Consider the following 18,417-nt stretch of genomic DNA (forward strand, 5'->3'; position numbering starts at 1 on the left):
CTCTAGTTCCCCGAATCCCAACTTGGGAGAAGGGGTTAGGGGATGAGGGCAAAACGTCCTCTCAAAGCAGATTTTTTCTTAAGTTGACACCAATGCACAGCTGTGTGCCCCTACTAATCTATATTTCCAGAAGCGATCGCATCTAATTTATCAGCATCAAGTATTATAATCGTCCCGCCACGGCGATAAGCAATTACTGACTTGAGACTTTTAATTAATCGCACGCATTCTTCGTAAGTAATACCACTACTTCGAGCCATCCGATAATAAGATAATTTGATTTTTAAACATTCGCCTTGGGAAGTAGATTCAGTTCCCGATTCGGCAGCAAAATATTGTATTAATCTGGCAAGGCGAACAATAGCTCTTTCAGAAACTAATCCGTGGACTGTTTCATGTAATTGCTGAATCCGACTGTTAAAAACCATCAGCATTCGTAAGGCAATTTCAGGATTTTGACCAATAGCTTTTAATAAAGCATCTCGCTCTACAGTGATAATTTCACAATCAGATTCAGCAGTGACAGTTGCCGGAGAAATTCCATTTCCCAACAAAGCCGGAGCCGCAAAAATTTCCCCAGCAGCTAAGGCGCGGAGAATTGTTTCTTTCCCCGTTGTTGCTGTTTTGGTAACTTGGATTGATCCACTGACAACAGCGTAGAGTTTTGCTGGTAAGCGATCGCCTTCATGGAGAATAATCTCTCCTTTAAGATGGCGTTGCACCTGAGTGTCAGGTTGCAAACCGATCTTCTCTGCTGTTTCTAAACCTGCAAACACAATAATTTGCGAAAGTTGTTCCAGGGATGCCTGCATGATTAGCTTGATATTGCCCAGGCTGGACGGCGATCAATCCAAGGGTTAGCCGCTTCTAGTTGTGCTGCTAGGCTAATAATTGTGGCTTCAGCGGCAGGTTTACCAATTAGCTGCACGCTCATGGGTAAACCCTTACTGTCAAAGCCCACAGGAATTGCGATCGCAGGTTGTCCAGTTGCATTCGCAGGCGGACAAGGGGCAACCCACTCAATAATATTTTGGAATGTCTCTTCTAAACTCAGGGAAGCCCATTCCCCAACGCGGATGGGTGAATGTAGATAAACTGGCAATACCAGCACATCCACGGTATCGAAAAATGCCACAATTTGACGTGCCACTACCTGCATTTGGGAAACTGCTTGCAGGTACTGGGCAACAGAACCTGTACGTGCAAATAGCCAGCGATTTAATGGTTGCAAAGCTTCAACAGGAAGTCCTGATGCAGCTACCCCAGCTTGCCAAACGATTTGAAATGGTTCAACTAAACCACTAAAATCTGGGGATTTTTGTTGAACGTGGTGGCCGAGTTGTTCTAATAACTGGACTGTTTGGCGGACACCTTGCTGACAGTTCGCGTCAGCTTCTCCTAAAGGAGAAATACTAGTGTCAAAGGCAATTCGCAAAGCACCAAGTTTTGTCTGAGTAGCGGCGAGAAATGATGGTTCGGGATCTGGCAACCAGTAAGGATCGCCTGTTGTATACCCAGAGATGGCATCCAAAAGGGCAGCAGCATCAGCCACAGTGCGGGCGATTGGCCCGTTGACGGCAATTCCAGCGAGACGTTCGCCTACGGGTGCTTTACTTACCCTGCCCCTAGATGGTTTAATTCCCACCAAACCACAACAAGCCGCAGGCCCCCGAATTGAACCACCGCCATCAGAACCTTGAGCGATCGCACACAATCCCGCTGCTACCGCCGCTGCTGCCCCACCACTGGAACCGCCAGGGGTGTATTCTAAATTCCACGGATTTCTGGCTGGGGGAAAACCCATAGGTTCGCTGTATGGGAATGAACCTAATTCGGAAGTAGCTGTTTTACCGAGAATAGTAAATCCAGCTTGCTTAATCCGCGTTACAACGCCATCATCATAGTTAGGAATATTGTTCAGTAATGCCGGATTTCCATAAGTACAAGTAACACCTGCTACTGCGTTGAGGTCTTTAATGGAAATCGGCACGCCAAAAAATGGCGGTAGTTCTGAGGTAGTTGTCAATAATTCTGTTTTAGCTTTGGCATCTGCGATCGCTAATTCTGCCGTCACCGTAAAATAACTTCCTAATTGGGGATTTAATTGCCCAATCCGTTCTAAATATATTTCTACCAACTCTAGCGGTGATATTTCCCGACGACGAATCAATTGTGCCAACTCTAGTGCTGGGGTAAATGCTAAATCAACTTCATTCATAGGTTAGTGAATGGATAATTTTGTCTTTCTCTGGGATTTTTAAACTGAAATTGTTACTTTAGCAGGATTTCCGGGAACTATACATTTTATATAGCCGTAGTCACATAGGTTAGGACAGTGTTGATCGCTCAAAGCCTTGACAAAAGTGGGTTTTTACTCAGCACTCAGCACTCAGCACTTTGCTATAGCTCCTGAAATTTGTGACTCATTTAGGATGCTTAGATGCAACAGGCGTGGTTACATTCTTACTCAAGCCATTTTAATTGTTTCGCATAAACTTTCGACAAATCCCTAAAGGGTATTTATGGCTAACCTAGAAATACTTGTTAGTGAATTGCCAACATTGATTCAGAGTCTAAAACTGACTATTGGCGATTCTAATCAAATCATCGAACAAATTATCCCGATTAATAATGCTCAGGAAAAACTACGAAATATTAAAAAATTAATCGCTCAGGAATTGAGATTTGAGAACGGCAAAAATTCTGCGATCGCTACACTTCCTCGAATAGGTACAGTAGCGAGTTTGTTTATACCTAGTGTTGGATTAGTAGATCCAGCTATAGCAGAAAAATTTGGCAACTCAGAAACTAAAATTTCATTAATTGATTTACAATCAAAAATTGATTCTTGGATTGAATGGGGTTATTTTTTGCAGGCAATAGCCGCTGATATTCTCAGCGATCTTCAATTGGTCAATCAACTAAATTCTGATATTAGTCATCTAAGCATATCCAATGAACTTCAAAGACTTAATGAAAACTTAAAAATTAACTTAAACTTTGGCAAATTTAATATATTAACACATCAAATTCAAAAAATTAGCGATTATCAAAAACAACTATTACAGTTACAACAAAAATTAAATCATATTTTTAATACTATTAAAAATAGTCGCAGTTTATTAAATATTTTATTAGGTGTATCAGCTTTTTATGGTAAATCTGGTTTCGCTTTAGAGTGGTTAGATGATGACCACGAATTAATCATATCGAGTGAGGGAAAATTTAAAGAATTGACAGATATTCTCAATGATTGTGATTTTTTCCAAGAACAAATTGCTACTTCGATCGTGCAATATGACACTTTAAATCAACAGGCAGAACAAGCCCTGAACAAGATTGAACAGGAAAGCAGTGAAGAAGCAATTAATGATCAAGAAGTCGAAATAGTACCGAAGTTTTCTACACCAAAAATAGTACGTTCAGCTTTGATTATAGCCTTAAGTTTATTACTCTTAACTTTTGGTGGTTGGAAAATTAGAGAACAAAGTCTAAGTTTAACTCAAGAAAGAAGTGCTTATGCTAAGTTTAAATCTGCTCAAAAACTCGGTATGGAGGCTGCTTCTCTGGTTCAAAATCCGCCGCATCCTCTACAAATCTGGCAAGAAGCAGAAACTAAATGGCATCAGGCAATAATCTTGTTAGATAGTATTCCTAATGAAACATCAGTTTCTGAGCGAGCAAAGAAGAAATTGGCTTACTATCGAATTAACTATAAATCTATAAGTCAAAGAGTGTTAATTGAAAAGAAAGCCTTAGCAAACTTAGAGTCAGCTCACAAACTAGCAATAGAAGCTAATTTATTTGTACAAAATTCGCCTCATTCACTATTAGTTCGGTAGGAAGCACAAGACAAATGGCAATAGGCGATCGATTTATTAGAGGATGTTTTAAAAGTCTCAGAAGATATAATTTTGGTGTTCTCATTTAGGGGTTAACTTTGACGATAAATCAAGGTTTTAGCGATGTATTGAGATACATTGTTGTCCTAACTAAGAAAGCAAAAGAGCCTTTTAAAACATCCTCTTAGTTACTTTATGAGTTTGATAGAATTGATTGGAGTTAAATTGTAATAACTATACTGATTCGGAAATATAGTAAGCCGACAATCGGTTCCATTCGAGTTTCTACATAGCGCGACCGAAGCGCCTCCGGTCTGGTTGTTGTAGAGCCAGTGGTAATTGTACTGTTTATAGAGCTTATAAGTACCATAACGGTAATATTTATTACTGGGTGTTGAATTACCATAGTAAACATTTTCTGGATAGATGCAAAAGTACCCAGATGGGCATCCATACCTAGTTTCCCCCTGTGCAGGAGATGTAGCAGTGGTACCGAGCAACAGCAAAGCGCTCAAAGACAATAAGCTAGAACCTATTGAATTTAAAAGTTTCATAAAATTTCTTGCAATAGTATATCTAAACCTACAACTGAAAATTAAACTACAAATTCCAATAACTACGAAAATTGATTACTAATCTTTACAATCCCTAAACCAAAAGAAACACTTCCTATTTATAAAACTAACTATGCGGCGATCAGATAATAATTCAAAACTAAAAAACGATTACAAGATTTATGATTTCTCTAAGAAGTCATAAATCCGAGCTTTTCGATTTTCGTAAAAAAATAAAGAGGTAAATCGCCCTGTTTCGACGCTTCACCTCTTTAACAACAGATAATTACAACTAACAATTACACCTGAGAACGGTCAGTTAAAATCTCATAACCAGTCTCTGTCACTAAAACTGTATGCTCAAACTGAGCCGATAAAGAATTGTCCATAGTGACTGCTGTCCAACGGTCAGATAATGTTCGTGTGTGTCTGGAACCCGCATTTAAAATTGGCTCAATTGCCAGCGTCATCCCCGCCCGGAGTTTAACATTTGGCATCTCGCGGGTACGATAGTTGAATACTGAAGGTTCTTCATGTAGGTTACGACCGACACCGTGTCCAGTGAATTCTTCGACTATACTAAAACCGTTAGATTTCACATGATCTTCAATTGCTCCAGCTAAGTCAAGTAGGTATACACCAGCCTTTACTTGCTCAATGCCTTTATATAAAGCTTCTTCTGCTACGCGAATTAATTTAGCAGCTTCTTGCGTCACTTCACCGACAGCAATTGAAATACAAGAATCACCATGAAAGCCTTGGTAATAAGCACCTGTATCTACTTTTAATACATCCCCGACGCGAATCACTTTTTTGGGGCTAGGAATGCCATGTACAGCTTCATTGTTAATGCTGGAGCAAATAGAACCTGGAAAACCGTGATATCCTTTAAAACTGGGTGTTGCACCCATTTCGCGGATGCGCTTTTCTGCATAAGCATCCAAATCAGCTGTTGTCATTCCTGGCTTTACTAGCTCGGAAATTTCTTTTAAAACAGTTGCCACAATTGCCGATGATTTCCGCATGATTTCAATTTCACGCGGCGATTTAATTTCAATTCCTCGGCGCTGTTTTTTCGCAGGTGCAGACTGAGTTGCTTGAGAAAGTAAGTTACTGAAAATGTTCATGGGAAATTAATAATTACTGGTGGCTTTGATGCTGAAGTATCAATGCTTTCTCTAGATTAATTGAGAAATAATATCTATAATTTAAGTTATTTTAATCGCTGATAGGGATTCTTCTATTTTGGGCGCTAATGTATATAGAATAACATATTTGCATACTCCTAATATGTTGGATTTGAATCAAAAACGCCTTAAGTTATTCACGATACACTATGGGAGTTAGTACAGTTTTGTCTAAAATGAGGGATTTTAGTTCGTTAGCCGAATTACCCAAGCTAACTGTAATTTCTGTAGCTGGTTACTTGAGCAAATCGCCAGACAAATTCGCCGCGATTGCTGGAGTAGCAGCAATGAAATTTAGAGCTAGGAGCAACGCTAATATCACCTAGTTCTACCGTAATATTTGCACCCAAGTAGGAGTTGAGAAAGCAAGAGGTTTAATTACAATTTCGTAAAAATGGTGATAAATTTTCATCACTAGTTTTCAAAAGGCAATACTGATGAGCAAGAACAATTTATAGATAGCAGGAAAAACCACTTTACCCATTCTTTATATTATCCATGCTCAGTGCCCATCTCTACCTAATGCTTTTCTCTGCTAACACAGATGGCCCAGCAGTAACGACTACGATTTTATCTGGGTGGAGTAACTCACGAGCCGCTTGATTCACTTGGGTAAGGGTGACTTTCTGGATTTTATCAGTGAAGGAGTGCAATTCTACTTTATCTAGCCCGTACACTTCATTCATCAGAATTCTATCTGTTAATTCCTCTGGGTTTGCTAGGGAAACGTTGTAATTGCTGATGAGAGTGCGTTTAGCTGTTTCTACTTCCAGTGCAGTTACACCTTGTTGATGGATTTGCTGTAGTATTTGGCGGGTACTAGCGATCGCTTTACTGCTATCTTGAGGACTAGTCTGCATCTCAATCAAAAATGTCCCTACATTCTTAAGAGCTTGGAAGGAGCTATAAATTCCATAGCTCAAACCTTGGCGATCGCGCACTTCTGAACCTAGTCTACTAGATAAGGTATCGCCTCCCAAAATCTGGTTCAATACTAAGGCTGCATGAAACCGAGGATCGTAACGGTTAATGCCTGTGTAACCCATATAAGTCACAGCTTGGGCTTTATCTGGTAAAACTGGGTTGACACTAACGATTTTCTCCGGCATTGCCACCGGAGGGTATTTTAATGTGGGTGCTTTTCCGTTAACTTCCCAATCTCCAAACTTATTTTTAATCAGCGATCGCACTTTGTCTAGATCAAAATCTCCCACCAGCGCTAGCACTGTTGTATCTGGACGATAATGTTTAGCTTTGAAATCAATCACATCCTGGCGCTGAATCTGCTGTAAACTTTCGTCTGTAGGAAAAGTATGTAAGGGATGTTTTTTCGGATAAATTGACTGAACAAATACTCTTCTGGCTACTTCTGATGGCTCATCTAATTCCAGTTGCAGTTCGGTTAAAGTTTGTTGGCGATGCAATTCCAACTCTTTGACTGGAAAGTTACTATTTTTTACAACATCTGCCAATATCTCTAGGAGTATCGGCAAATCAAGAGCTAAACTATCACCTTCGATATGCACACCTTCACGGTAGGCTTGAAAGTCTAGACTTGCCCCTCGTTCTCCTAAGACTTTAGCAATAGTAAAGACATCCTTGCTATTAGTGCCATTGAGCAAATTATCTGCCACAAAAGCAGCCAACCCAGCTCTATTATCTGGATCGAATTCTGTCCCGGCTTGAATATAACCACTCAGGGTAACGGTGGGAGTACTCCGATCGGGTAACAGTAATATCCGCAGTCCGTTGGTAAATTTAAATTCATCAGGTAAGACTTGGGCAATCGCATCTGTAGCCAAATCCACAGGCGGTAAGTACTTTATCACCTCAGAAAAAAGTACGGGTGCACCAGCAGAGAAGTTTTCTGTAGTTTGGGCTGAGTCTGGTTTGTCAGCAACCTCTGTTATCCGCTTCTGGGTTGGTTCAAAAAAGCCAACTGTCCGCGCTTCTTTTGTCAGGTATTTGTTAATCACAGCAACGACATCAGCCGACTTCACCAGACGGACAGCAGCCAAATAACGGTCTGTGTAGCTATAATCACCAACAGTTGTCTCATCAGTACCCAATCGCATTCCTTGAGAGGTGATATCACGGTTACTCAAAATTACATCTGCTGTTAATTGAGTTTTGGCTCGTTCTACTTCCTCAGATGTCACACCTTTTTCTGCTACATTGGCGATCGCGCTACTCAACATTGAGTCAATTTTTTTCAAATCTTGTTTAGAACCAGCCGTTACCAACACTTCATACCAACCAGATTCTCGCAAACTGGTAACGGATGCTGTAACTTCACTAGCTAAACCTGACTCCACCAATGCTTGATAAAGTCTAGAATTCCGTCCTTCTGTCAAAATGTAATCCATTACATCCAGCGCCGGGACATCCGGTTGATTTGCATCCGGTAGCGGATACACAACTTGTAACAGCCGCCCTGCTCCCGGTTCTCGCAATACTATGGGAGGGTTGTTAGCGGATAGCTTGGGTTGAGCCAGTGCTGTTAGCGGATAACTAGGGTTGGGCCAGTGCTGAGTGCTGAGTGATGGAGATAAGGGAAAAATAACTCCTGCCCCCTGCCCCCTGCCCCCTGCCTCCTGCCTCGGTAATTTCCCAAATACTTCTTTAATTGTTTCGAGGGTATTTGCAGTTTGAAAATCTCCAACAATCACTAAGACAGCATTATCGGGACTGTAAAAATTGCGGTAATATTTTTCTACCTGTTCAACTTCAAATTTTTCGACATCAGCTTTTGTGCCACCTACAGGCAACCCATAAGCATGATTGGGAAACACCGCTTGCATGACAGCACGGTTGAGGCGATATTCTGGACTATTTTCGTAACCCTGCAACTCCGAAATTACTACGCGCTTTTCACTCGCTAATTGCTCTGGCTCAATCTGGGAATTTTGCATTCTGTCAGCTTCCAGCACTAAGAGCGCTTTCAGCTTGTTTCGTTCTACAGTACCGTAATATGCAGTTTGATCGTAGCTGGTGAAAGCATTGGAATCACTACCTAAAGCACTAAACAAACGTCCAAATTGAATTGGACGATTTCGAGTGCCTTTAAACATCATGTGTTCTAGCTGGTGGGCAATGCCATTCACACCCGGTTCTTCGTTGCGTGAGCCAACCTTGTACCACACCTGCACCGTCACCACTGGCGCAGTATGCACTTCCTTTGTCAGGACAGTTAGACCATTCTCTAGTACTGTCTTGCGGACATTTTCTGTCAGTGTTGAGGGCATTCTTCTTTTTGCTAGCAAGGTTGACTGATATTTTTCTTTGTTAGTAAATATAACTGGATGTTGGCTATGAGCAGGTCGATCGCTCAACAAAAAAACAGCTACTAGCCATAAACTTAAAAGTAATAACGGCAAAGGATATTTATAAAATTTAAAATAAAATTTGGAAAATCCGTACATATATTGAGCAGATATATCTGTAAATTAAGTTACATAGTTATTTGGCAGAGTGACTACACTTTAATCTGGCAAAAAAATCTGTGACTTCGGTAACAATACAGAAAAACAATATATTAGCAACAAAGATAATAAAAAAGCTAAATTATCAGAGTTTTGCTAAAACCCGAATAAATTCCAGAGGTAAGCCATCAGTATCGGCGATGAAAGCCACTTCGTAAATGCGATCGCCTATTTGCTGTTGTGTCGGTTCTAAAAGCACCTTCAACGGTTCTAATCCTTCGGGATGACTCTCAGCAGATTGCAATGCACATTTTTGCAAATTTGTCAACCAGCTAGGTAAATCTGGTGTAATCTCAGTTAAATCAAACGAGAGATGATAATACCCTACATAATGCTCATCAGCAAAAGCATCTGGGGCTGGTTTTGGTTCGGGAATTTGGATCAGTTCAATTCTGCCGCCCAATCCTTCCATCCAGCAAGCTAGGGTGTAGCCTGTGGTAAAGCGTTCTGAGATTGTAAACCCTAAAAGTTCGTAGAAAGCGATCGCTCGATGAATATTCGCAGTCCGAATAGAAGCATGGTGCATATTTGTCCTTTGTCAGTAGTCCTTTGTCAGTAATCCTTTGTCACTTGTTTTCTCTTACAAAGTTCCAATCAAAGGTTTCCTCCGATCAGAACTTTGCACTTTGTCGTTTGTTACTCACTAATGACAAATGACCAATGACAAATGACAAATGACCAATGACCAATGACCATTATTCAAATAACCTGAAATAAGGGTAGCGTACAGGGACACCAGGCTCTTTTTCCAAGTCAAAATTAATCACTTCCCAACAGGCATCATCTGAAGTATCGGGGCTAAACTCCACGGGTAAACCGTACAATCGCGCAGCAGTAGCTTCTGGTTGTCCAGAACGCCAAGGCGTGCTGCGTTCCAAGTAGCCACTCATCAATTCCTGATAGCGTCGAGCAATAATCACTCGTGTTGCTCGAAAGCCTTGGGTATAGAGCTTATCTAATGCTTCGTGAATTTCAAAGCGAATACCATCAGGATGAGTATGTTGTCTATACCATTCATTATTCCACCTCCGCCAATGACGCCCCGATTGCAAATGGATTAACTCTCCATTTTTAGGATTAGCTTCAAACGCGCCATGACGAGGACACAAATAGGTATCTGTTAGTGTCAACGCCGGAATAGTCTGGCGACAATGGGGACACTGTATTTCCGGCCCAAACATCGGGTACTGCAAACCTGGATTCATCATGAAGTGCGTACAAACATAATTTTGTCTTCACCAGCACTAGTGGGTTGGATTATACACTTCGGCTCAACCACTTTGGGTTACTTGCTCACTGCTGCATAGACACGGTGTTGCGGCAGGAACATTGTTCACTAGTGTTTTCCTCAGCGTAGAGGCTTGACGCTGTGATATCCTGGTTGTGCAACCAGCCTCAAAAGTTGGAGTTTCTCCAGTGTTCCTGGGTACCATATTCATATTCTATCGTGTCTACCGCTTCTTACTGGACATCTCCTGATTTTTCTCAAGCTGCCTTCATTGCGGGCAATGCTGTTGTTATGGGTTCGGTAAATATAGCAACAGGAGTGAGCATTTGGTATGGAGCAGTGGTGAGGGGAGATGTAGAACGGATTGAAATTGGCGAATGCACAAATATTCAGGATGGTGCAATTCTACATGGTGATGCTGGTTTTCCAACAATCTTAGAAGATCATGTTACCGTAGGGCATCGCGCTGTGGTACATTCTGCTTACATTGAGCGTGGAAGTTTGATTGGCATTGGCGCAGTGATTTTAGATGGGGTACGAGTGGGTACTGGTAGCATTATTGGTGCTGGCGCAGTGGTAACTAAAAATATACCGCCTTTGTCTCTAGTTGTCGGTATTCCTGGTAAAGTGTTACGCCAAGTAACAGATGTTGAAGCCGCAGAACTGATTGAACACGCTAAACGTTACCAAAAGTTAGCTTTAGTTCATGCTGGTAAGGGTACTGATATTGGTTTTAGCAAGGCTTAGGGAGTGGGGACTGGGAAGTAGGGGAAGCAGGGGAAGATGAGGGACAAGAATTAATTAGGACTTACGCAAAATATCTCTCAAACTATGATTTCTCCGTGCCGCGCCAGTTGCTACAAGTCGGGGAACCCGCCCAACGCACTGGCTTCTCTGTGCCTCTGCGGTTCGTTATTCCGTAACTTGTGCGTAAGTCCTATTAATAACCAATGCCCCATGCCCCATACCCCATGCCCCATAAATTAAACATTCTTTACATTTAGATTTGGAAAAATTGCCCACTTCAGCTAAAAATAAAAATGAGAGCTGTTGACAAAACTTTAATTTCTACTTAAAAGAGGGGTTCTTAAATATGGATATCGATTTTCGTATAGCGATCGTTTTAGCACCAGTTGCCATTGCTGCTGGCTGGGCAGTGTTTAATATTGGCGCTGCGGCTTTAAGACAAATTCAAGGCTTTTTGGATAGAGAAGCTTAAATTCATTAATCGGTTATTGGGTATGGGGCACAGGGCATTGGGCATTGATTATTCCCCTTGTCCTGTTGTCCTCTTGTCTTCACTCCTTACTCCTCACTCTCATTCCTTGGATATCGATTCTGTAATACAACCACTGCAACGCTTTGGTGTCCATTTGGGACTCGATCGCATTGTCAATCTATTGGCAAATCTTGGCAATCCCCATCATCAAGTCCCGATAATTCATGTTGCTGGCACTAATGGCAAAGGTTCAGTCTGTGCTTATCTTTCCTCGGTACTCACTGAGGCTGGTTATCGTACAGGACGCTACACTTCCCCCCATTTAGTTGATTGGACGGAACGTATTTGTCTGAATGAACAGCCAATTTCCTCTGAGGAATTGAGTCAATTATTAGAAAAAGTCCAAGCGCTTATTCGTCATCAGGACGAATCGGCAACTCAGTTTGAAGTAATCACGACGGCTGCTTGGTTATATTTTGCCCAGCAACAAGTTGATGTGGCTGTGGTAGAAGTCGGACTAGGAGGGCGCTTAGATGCTACCAATGTCTGCTTAGAACCTTTGGTTACGCTCATTACTTCCATTAGCCGAGAACACTGGCAGCAACTTGGCCCTACCATCACTGATATTGCTAGAGAAAAAGCAGGTATTCTCAAACCTGGATGTCCCGTTGTGATTGGGCCATTGCCACCAGAGGCAGACAAAGTGGTGCGATCGCGTGCTTTAGAATTACAATGCCCGATCTTTACGCCTCAACCCGCCCGTGAAATAACCTCTGGATGGGCAGAATATCAAACTATTCAAAATTCTAATTTAATTAAATATTCGTTGTCTTTGGCGGGACAGATTCAGTTAACTAATTCAGCTTTGGCTTTAGCTGCTTTAGAAATTCTCCAACAACAGGGTTGGCAGATTTCAGAAGAAGCCATAATTAACGGCATGGCTAAAACTAAATGGCCGGGGCGGATGCAATGGACTACTTGGAAAAACCATAAATTATTACTTGATGGCGCTCATAATACCGCCGCAGCCCAAGTTCTCCGTCAGTATGTTGATAGCTTAGAGGCAGTTAAACACAAGCCCGTCAATTGGGTTATGGGAATGTTTGCCGATAAGGATCATACTGATATTTTTACCGCTTTACTGCGACCAGGCGATCGCCTTTTTTTAGTGCCAATACCAGTAGAACCTTGGCCCGGTAGAACTTCCGCTGACCTAGACTACTTATCAAACCTAGCTTACAGCCTCTGTCCCCAATTAAGCGATCGCCAAATCCATCCAGATTTATTCACAGCACTAGAAGCCGCAACCTCAACCGCTACCACAGACGATTTAATAATTGTGTGTGGTTCACTTTATTTAGTAGGCAATTTTTTAGCAACAACTATATCTATAAGTTCACTACAATGATTGTTGCAATTGCTTAAGCCTTTCTTATATATGTAAGAGTATTTGTTACAAAGGTTAAAGTATTTGCAGCAAATGATTATACATTTCCTGGAAATACTTAAGGCTTTCTTATACATATAAGAGTATTTGTTACAAAGGTTAAAGTAATTGCTGCAAATAATTATACCTTTCCTGTAAATACTTAAGCTTTTCTTATATATTGAATAACATTTGCTGCAAATGTTCAAAGTTGAGATAGTAATACCATTTATTTTTGAAGATGCGCCTACAGGATTTAGGCAAAACTACAAGCTGTAGCGGCAATCCATGTAGACGCATTCGCAAAGCGTCTGGTAGAGAAGCGGCTTAAAGCAGGTGTTGGTGTATCATCACACAAGTAATTTAAGTTTCATAGAAGAAAAATGCTCACTCTTGGAATGAAGCTGCGGGAAATTCTACTGGCTGCTGAGGATGAGTGCGTAGGCGTAGCCCGCACTTCTCTACGAGACGCTGCGCGAACGACAAAGCTCAGTGACCACCGCAGGCATCGCTGTTGAGGTACAATTTTTCTTAGCTTGAATTTGTCACCCCGTAAGGGTGATGCCGACGCACATCTACACAACTGGTAATTGTAAGCCTTGTAATTCGTGATTAAACTTCCTAATTACGAATTACGTAGCTTGCTTGTTGCCTGTATACGAGTATTACGAATTACGAATTACAAAGGGGACGCTACACGAAGGCAGGTTTCAAAACAGGAATTTTTTGTGAGTCCGCGCAGGCAAAAAGACTTTGTGTAGCCGCCAATTCCATTTACCAAGGCTCTCGACTTCCTAAATCACTACCAATACATGAGAAAATCATGGTTAATGCATCATTGAATCTCTCTGACCTCAACGGTGCTAACGGCTTCGCGATCAACGGTATCAATAGAGGTGACGAATCAGGCGTTTCTGTCAGTAGTGCTGGAGATGTCAACTCCGACGGCATCGCTGACCTAATTATCGGGGCATATTTCGCCGACCCTAACGGCTCCCTTTCAGGGCAGAGCTACGTGGTCTTTGGCAAGAGCACAGGTTTTAGCCCCCAACTCAACCTCTCTGACCTCAACGGCGCTAATGGCTTCGCGATCAACGGCATCAATAAAGGTGACGCCTCAGGCATTTCTGTCAGTAGTGCCGGAGATGTCAACTCCGACGGCATCGCTGACCTGATTATCGGGGCATTTGGAGCCAACCCCAATGGCTACTCGTCAGGGCAGAGCTACGTGGTATTTGGCAAGAGCACAGGATGGAGCGCCACTCTCAACCTCTCTGACCTCAACGGCGCTAACGGCTTCGCGATCAACGGCATCAATAAATATGACATTTTAGGCCGTTCTGTCAGCAGTGCCGGAGATGTCAACGCCGACGGCATCGCTGACTTGATTATCGGAGCATACCATGCCGACCCCAACGGCTCCAATTCAGGGCAAAGCTACGTGGTATTTGGTAAGAGGACAGGATGGAGCGCCACTCTCAACCTCTCTGACCTCAACGGCGCTAACGGCTTCGCGATCAACGGCATCAATCAGGATGACTCCTCAGGCTTTTCTGTCAGCAGTGCCGGAGATGTCAACTCAGACGGCATCGCTGACGTGATTATCGGGGCACAGGAAGCCGACCCCAACGGCATCGCGTTAGGGCAGAGCTACGTGGTATTTGGCAAGAGCACAGGATGGAGCGCCACTCTCAATCTCTCTGACCTCAACGGCGCTAACGGCTTCGCGATCAACGGCATCAATGAATATGACAACTCAGGCGTTTCTGTCAGCAGTGCCGGAGATGTTAACTCCGACGGTATCGACGACTTGATTATTGGGGCAAGATTTGCCAAACCCAACGGCATCGGGTCAGGGCAGAGCTACGTGGTATTTGGCAAGAGCACAGGATGGAGCGCCACTTTCAACCTCTCCGACCTTAACGGCGCTAACGGTTTTGCGATCAACGGCATCAATGAAAGTGACTGGTCAGGCGAGTCTGTCAGCAGTGCCGGAGATGTCAACTCCGACGGCATCGACGACCTGATTATCGGGGCAGACGGTGCCGACCCCAATGGCTACTTATCTGGGCAGAGCTACGTGGTATTTGGCAAGAGGACAGGATGGAGCGCCACTCTCAAACTCTCTGACCTTAACGGTGCTAACGGCTTCATTATCAATGGCATCAGTTTATTGGACTGGTCAGGCAATTCTGTCAGCAGTGCCGGAGATGTCAACTCAGATGGCATCGCTGACCTGATTATCGGGGCACCAAAAGCCTCCCCCAACGACACCAATTCAGGAGGGCAGGCCTACGTGGTATTTGGTGGGAAGAATATAGGCAAGAGCAGCACCATTAACCTAACGGGAACTGCTGGTAAAGATACTCTTGTCGGCACAGACAGCAACAACATCATCGACGGCAATGCTGGTAACGACATTATTAATGGCTTCGGTGGTAATGACCTGTTGCGGGGTGGGTCAGGCAATGATACTCTCACTGGTGGATTCGGCAATGATACTCTCGTTGGCGGTGCTGGCAATGACGTACTCACAGGTGGTACGGGTGCTGACAAATTCCTTTACAACACTGATGCTGCTTTTGGCCTGAGTGGTATTGGTGTAGATGCGATCGCTGACTTTAAGAGTTCCCAAGGCGATCAAATTATCCTAGATAAAACTACTTTTAGTGCGTTCCCGCTTCGGGTTGCCGTAGGCATCGCTTCAACTGCGGGAGCAAGTTTTAGTAACAGCAGTGATTTTGAAATCACTTCTTCAGCAGGGACTAGCACGGCAACAATTGTCTACGATCCTGTGAGTGGGCAGTTGTTCTACAACCAAAATGGCAGCGCGGCTGGTTTTAGTAGCGGTGGTCTATTTGCGACTCTAACTGGTGCGCCAACTCTTACGGCATTAAATTTTGTGGTGCTGTCTCCTAACTCCTAGTACTGTTCCACTCCTGCGCCGCATCTTCTACAGCTTTATCTACAGTCTTCTCGCCTAACATTGCTGCTTGCAAGTTCTCGTAAACTGCCTTTTGCAGTTTGTTGAAATCCTTCAAGGTGGGGGTCAATATTTCTGCCTTTAGCAGTTCTTGAGCGCTCATAACTCGCGCTTTTTCTATTGTTGAAGCATTAGCTGGAACATCTTTAAAGTAACTATCAGACAATGCTTTGATTGTAGAAGGTAGAACATTTGCAGCTTTAGCAAAGGCTAACTGATTTTCGTCATTGGTGACAAACAAAGCAAACTTCACAGCACCATCTGGTTGTTTGCTATCGCGGGGAATAACTATGTTCATCACCGCGACATTTTTCTTGCCTGTATCACCAGTGAGTTGAGGTGCTATTCCCGTAGCTTGAGCGATTTTTGGGGCATTATTAGCGATCGTTTTCAGGAACTCTGGGCCAGAAGCTAGAAACGCCGTCTCTCCAGATTGGTATAAATCGATCGCGTGGCGATGTCCTTGGGTCAAAGCCTCTTTAGGAAGCAACCCTTTTTTATACAAGTCTACCCAATATTGAAACGCGGCTTTCCCTTGTGCTGAATTAAACGCCGCTTTACCCTCAGCATCTATTAAGGTGACTCCCATTTGCACAAAAGATTCCAGCACTTCACCAGAATCTTGCGGTACGAAAGTCACAAAAAAGGCATATTTTCCCGTCTTATCTTTAATTTGTTGCGCTGCTTGTGCCAATTCTGCGTAGGTTTCAGGGACTTTATTGATACCTGCCTGTTTTAATAAATCAGTGTTATAAATGGTTAGCCGTGTGGTGAGATACCAGGGAATCCCAAAACTCTTACCATTAAGCGTGCTTGCTTTCCAGATATTCGGCAGATAGGAGGAACGTATATCATTTGGGACTTTCGCATCTAAATCTAACCAGGCATTTCGTCCGGCAAGTTGGGAAGCGAAACCCGGATTCAAGTTAACTACATCAGGCGGCGTTTTTGCAGAGACAGCTGTTAATATTTTGTTCTCCATTGCCGCCCAAGGTACATCAACCCAGTTAATCTTTATACCTGGATTTTGCGATTCAAAATTCGCAATTAGGCTTTTAAAGTAGTCGGTAAATTGAGGTTGGAGTTGCATTGTCCAAAACTCAACAGTTCCCACTCCTGAAGTAGCTTGTTTTGTACTTGTATTAACATTACCTGTACTGCAACTTACAATCCAACTGGTTAATAAGCCAAGCAGTACCAAAGCAACAAGTTGTTTAAATTTTCGCAATTGAATCATTTTCCCAGTATTTTTACGCTTGATCGGTGTGAAAAGCTTAGACAGAATTGTTGAGATTATAGGCTAAATAAATTACCCGTAAAGACGTAATATATAACGCCTTTACTGCAACAAATTTAAATTTTCAATTTAGCAGTCCAGCGGGCACAACTGTGGTAAAAAGCTTCAATAGTCTGTTTGGCAAATCGAAAAAAGGGGTAGGCATTGAACTTGCTCCCGAACGGGTGAATGTAGTTCAGCTACGCAAGCAGGGTCAAGGCTTGAAACTAGAAATCTATACATCGGTAGCAGTTCCAGAAGGGATAGTTACCGATGGTCAAATCAATGACCCTCCAGCAATGGCGCAATTAATCCAGCAGGCGCTAACTGAGAGCAAAATCAAAACTTCTCGCGTTGCTACTGGTGTACCAGGACGAGATTCTATCGTTCGGATTATACCAGTGCCAGCAGAGTTAGATGATAAAGAGCTGCGAGAAATGGTGCTGAACCATGAAGCAGGTTTGTATTTACCCTATCCTCGTGAAGAGGCTGATGTAGATTATCAGAAACTTGGGTACTTTGTAGATGAAGATGGCATTGAAAAAGTACACGTACTCCTAGTTGCCACCCGCAAGGAGATAACGGATACCTATATAAGTACCTTCGAGCAGGCAGGATTACAAATTGATGTTTTAGAAATTAACAGTTTTGCTCTGATTCGGACTATTCGCGAACAACTGCGACAATTTGGCCCGCAAGAAGCAGCAGTACTAGTTGATATCGAGTTCGATAGTACAGAAATAGCCATCATCGTTAACGGAGTGCCGCAATTTTCGCGCACAGTCCCCATCGGGACTTATCAAATGCAAACTGCCTTAGCAAGGGCAATGAGCTTACCTACATCACGAGATATGGAACTGTTACACGGAATGGTTATTCCTGCAACTCCCATAGACGGCGGTAAAACTGGCGTTACCGAACTCGATCCTGGCATGGCTGCCATATTGAGAGTCTTGGGAGAACTAACGGATGAACTGCGCCGTTCCATCGATTTTTACCTGAATCAAAGTGAAAATTTGGAGGTAGCGCAGATTTTATTAGCCGGTCCAGGAGGTGGACTCCAACAGCTAGATGAATTCTTTACCCAACGATTGAGCTTGCCAACTACTCAAATAGATCCAATCGGGTCTTTATCTTTGGAAGTTGACACTGATAAATATCCACAGGTACAACGCTCTGGTCTGGCGATTGTACTCGGTCTAGGAATGCGGGAGGTGTAA

General features: G+C 42.9%; 15 protein-coding genes. 7 read left to right on the forward strand and 8 right to left on the reverse strand.

From position 1 onward, the window contains the following. Positions 1 to 113 precede the first annotated feature (113 nt). Both V7K41_RS15995 and V7K41_RS16000 read right to left on the reverse strand, forming a co-directional pair. Positions 114 to 812, reverse strand: coding sequence for a Crp/Fnr family transcriptional regulator (locus V7K41_RS15995; protein WP_334849653.1), 699 nt, complete (start codon positions 810 to 812; stop codon positions 114 to 116). Positions 813 to 814: 2 nt separating this feature from the next. Then, complete coding sequence (locus V7K41_RS16000) at positions 815 to 2,218, reverse strand: amidase (protein WP_334849655.1); 1,404 nt, start codon at positions 2,216 to 2,218, stop codon at positions 815 to 817. 304 nt (positions 2,219 to 2,522) lie between these two features. Between V7K41_RS16000 and V7K41_RS16005 the strand changes: the two genes are divergently transcribed. Continuing rightward, positions 2,523 to 3,842: a hypothetical protein gene (locus V7K41_RS16005; RefSeq protein ID WP_334849657.1), complete on the forward strand. Its 1,320-nt coding sequence runs from the start codon at positions 2,523 to 2,525 to the stop codon at positions 3,840 to 3,842. Positions 3,843 to 4,062: 220 nt separating this feature from the next. Here V7K41_RS16005 and V7K41_RS16010 read toward each other — a convergent pair whose 3' ends face one another. After that, the gene (locus V7K41_RS16010; RefSeq protein ID WP_334849659.1) at positions 4,063 to 4,296 is read right to left on the reverse strand and encodes a hypothetical protein; all 234 of its coding nucleotides are present in this window, start codon (positions 4,294 to 4,296) and stop codon (positions 4,063 to 4,065) included. 399 nt (positions 4,297 to 4,695) lie between these two features. Next, positions 4,696 to 5,523 (reverse strand): type I methionyl aminopeptidase, encoded by an 828-nt coding sequence (map, locus tag V7K41_RS16015; protein ID WP_334849661.1) that lies wholly within the window; start codon positions 5,521 to 5,523, stop codon positions 4,696 to 4,698. Between the two features lie 236 nt (positions 5,524 to 5,759). Here map and V7K41_RS16020 point away from each other — a divergent pair, with 236 nt between their 5' ends. Then, entirely contained in the window at positions 5,760 to 5,909 is a 150-nt protein-coding gene (locus V7K41_RS16020; protein WP_334849663.1) for a hypothetical protein, read from the forward strand. 189 nt (positions 5,910 to 6,098) lie between these two features. Here the strand turns inward: V7K41_RS16020 and V7K41_RS16025 are convergent, their stop codons facing one another. The 3 genes from V7K41_RS16025 to V7K41_RS16035 form a co-directional block, all read right to left on the reverse strand. Beyond that, entirely contained in the window at positions 6,099 to 9,005 is a 2,907-nt protein-coding gene (locus V7K41_RS16025; protein WP_334849665.1) for a M16 family metallopeptidase, read from the reverse strand. Positions 9,006 to 9,150: 145 nt separating this feature from the next. Then, positions 9,151 to 9,591: a VOC family protein gene (locus tag V7K41_RS16030; protein ID WP_334849667.1), complete on the reverse strand. Its 441-nt coding sequence runs from the start codon at positions 9,589 to 9,591 to the stop codon at positions 9,151 to 9,153. A 169-nt stretch (positions 9,592 to 9,760) separates the two neighbouring features. Beyond that, the gene (locus V7K41_RS16035) at positions 9,761 to 10,270 is read right to left on the reverse strand and encodes a TIGR02652 family protein (protein ID WP_442939936.1); all 510 of its coding nucleotides are present in this window, start codon (positions 10,268 to 10,270) and stop codon (positions 9,761 to 9,763) included. A gap of 242 nt (positions 10,271 to 10,512) precedes the next feature. Here V7K41_RS16035 and V7K41_RS16040 point away from each other — a divergent pair, with 242 nt between their 5' ends. The 4 genes from V7K41_RS16040 (at position 10,513) to V7K41_RS16055 (ending at position 15,864) form a co-directional block, all read left to right on the forward strand. Beyond that, a complete protein-coding gene (locus V7K41_RS16040) occupies positions 10,513 to 11,040 on the forward strand; it encodes a gamma carbonic anhydrase family protein (RefSeq protein WP_334849668.1) in 528 nt (175 codons plus the stop codon). 346 nt (positions 11,041 to 11,386) lie between these two features. After that, positions 11,387 to 11,512 carry a photosystem II protein Y gene (locus V7K41_RS16045; RefSeq protein ID WP_229547922.1) on the forward strand — a complete coding sequence of 42 codons (126 nt, stop codon included), beginning with the start codon at positions 11,387 to 11,389 and terminating at the stop codon, positions 11,510 to 11,512. A 106-nt stretch (positions 11,513 to 11,618) separates the two neighbouring features. After that, the gene (locus tag V7K41_RS16050; protein WP_334849782.1) at positions 11,619 to 12,920 is read left to right on the forward strand and encodes a bifunctional folylpolyglutamate synthase/dihydrofolate synthase; all 1,302 of its coding nucleotides are present in this window, start codon (positions 11,619 to 11,621) and stop codon (positions 12,918 to 12,920) included. Positions 12,921 to 13,761: 841 nt separating this feature from the next. Continuing rightward, positions 13,762 to 15,864 carry a hypothetical protein gene (locus V7K41_RS16055; protein WP_334849670.1) on the forward strand — a complete coding sequence of 701 codons (2,103 nt, stop codon included), beginning with the start codon at positions 13,762 to 13,764 and terminating at the stop codon, positions 15,862 to 15,864. On the opposite strand, the gene V7K41_RS16060 is transcribed toward V7K41_RS16055, so the two are convergent. After that, entirely contained in the window at positions 15,854 to 17,158 is a 1,305-nt protein-coding gene (locus V7K41_RS16060) for an ABC transporter substrate-binding protein (RefSeq protein WP_334849672.1), read from the reverse strand. The two genes, V7K41_RS16055 and V7K41_RS16060, sit on opposite strands and share 11 nt — an antisense overlap. Before the next feature lie 152 nt (positions 17,159 to 17,310). Here V7K41_RS16060 and pilM point away from each other — a divergent pair, with 152 nt between their 5' ends. Then, a complete protein-coding gene (gene pilM, locus V7K41_RS16065; protein ID WP_334849673.1) occupies positions 17,311 to 18,417 on the forward strand; it encodes a type IV pilus biogenesis protein PilM in 1,107 nt (368 codons plus the stop codon).

This window comes from Nostoc sp., from assembly GCF_036917415.1.
Lineage (GTDB): Bacteria > Cyanobacteriota > Cyanobacteriia > Cyanobacteriales > Nostocaceae > Nostoc.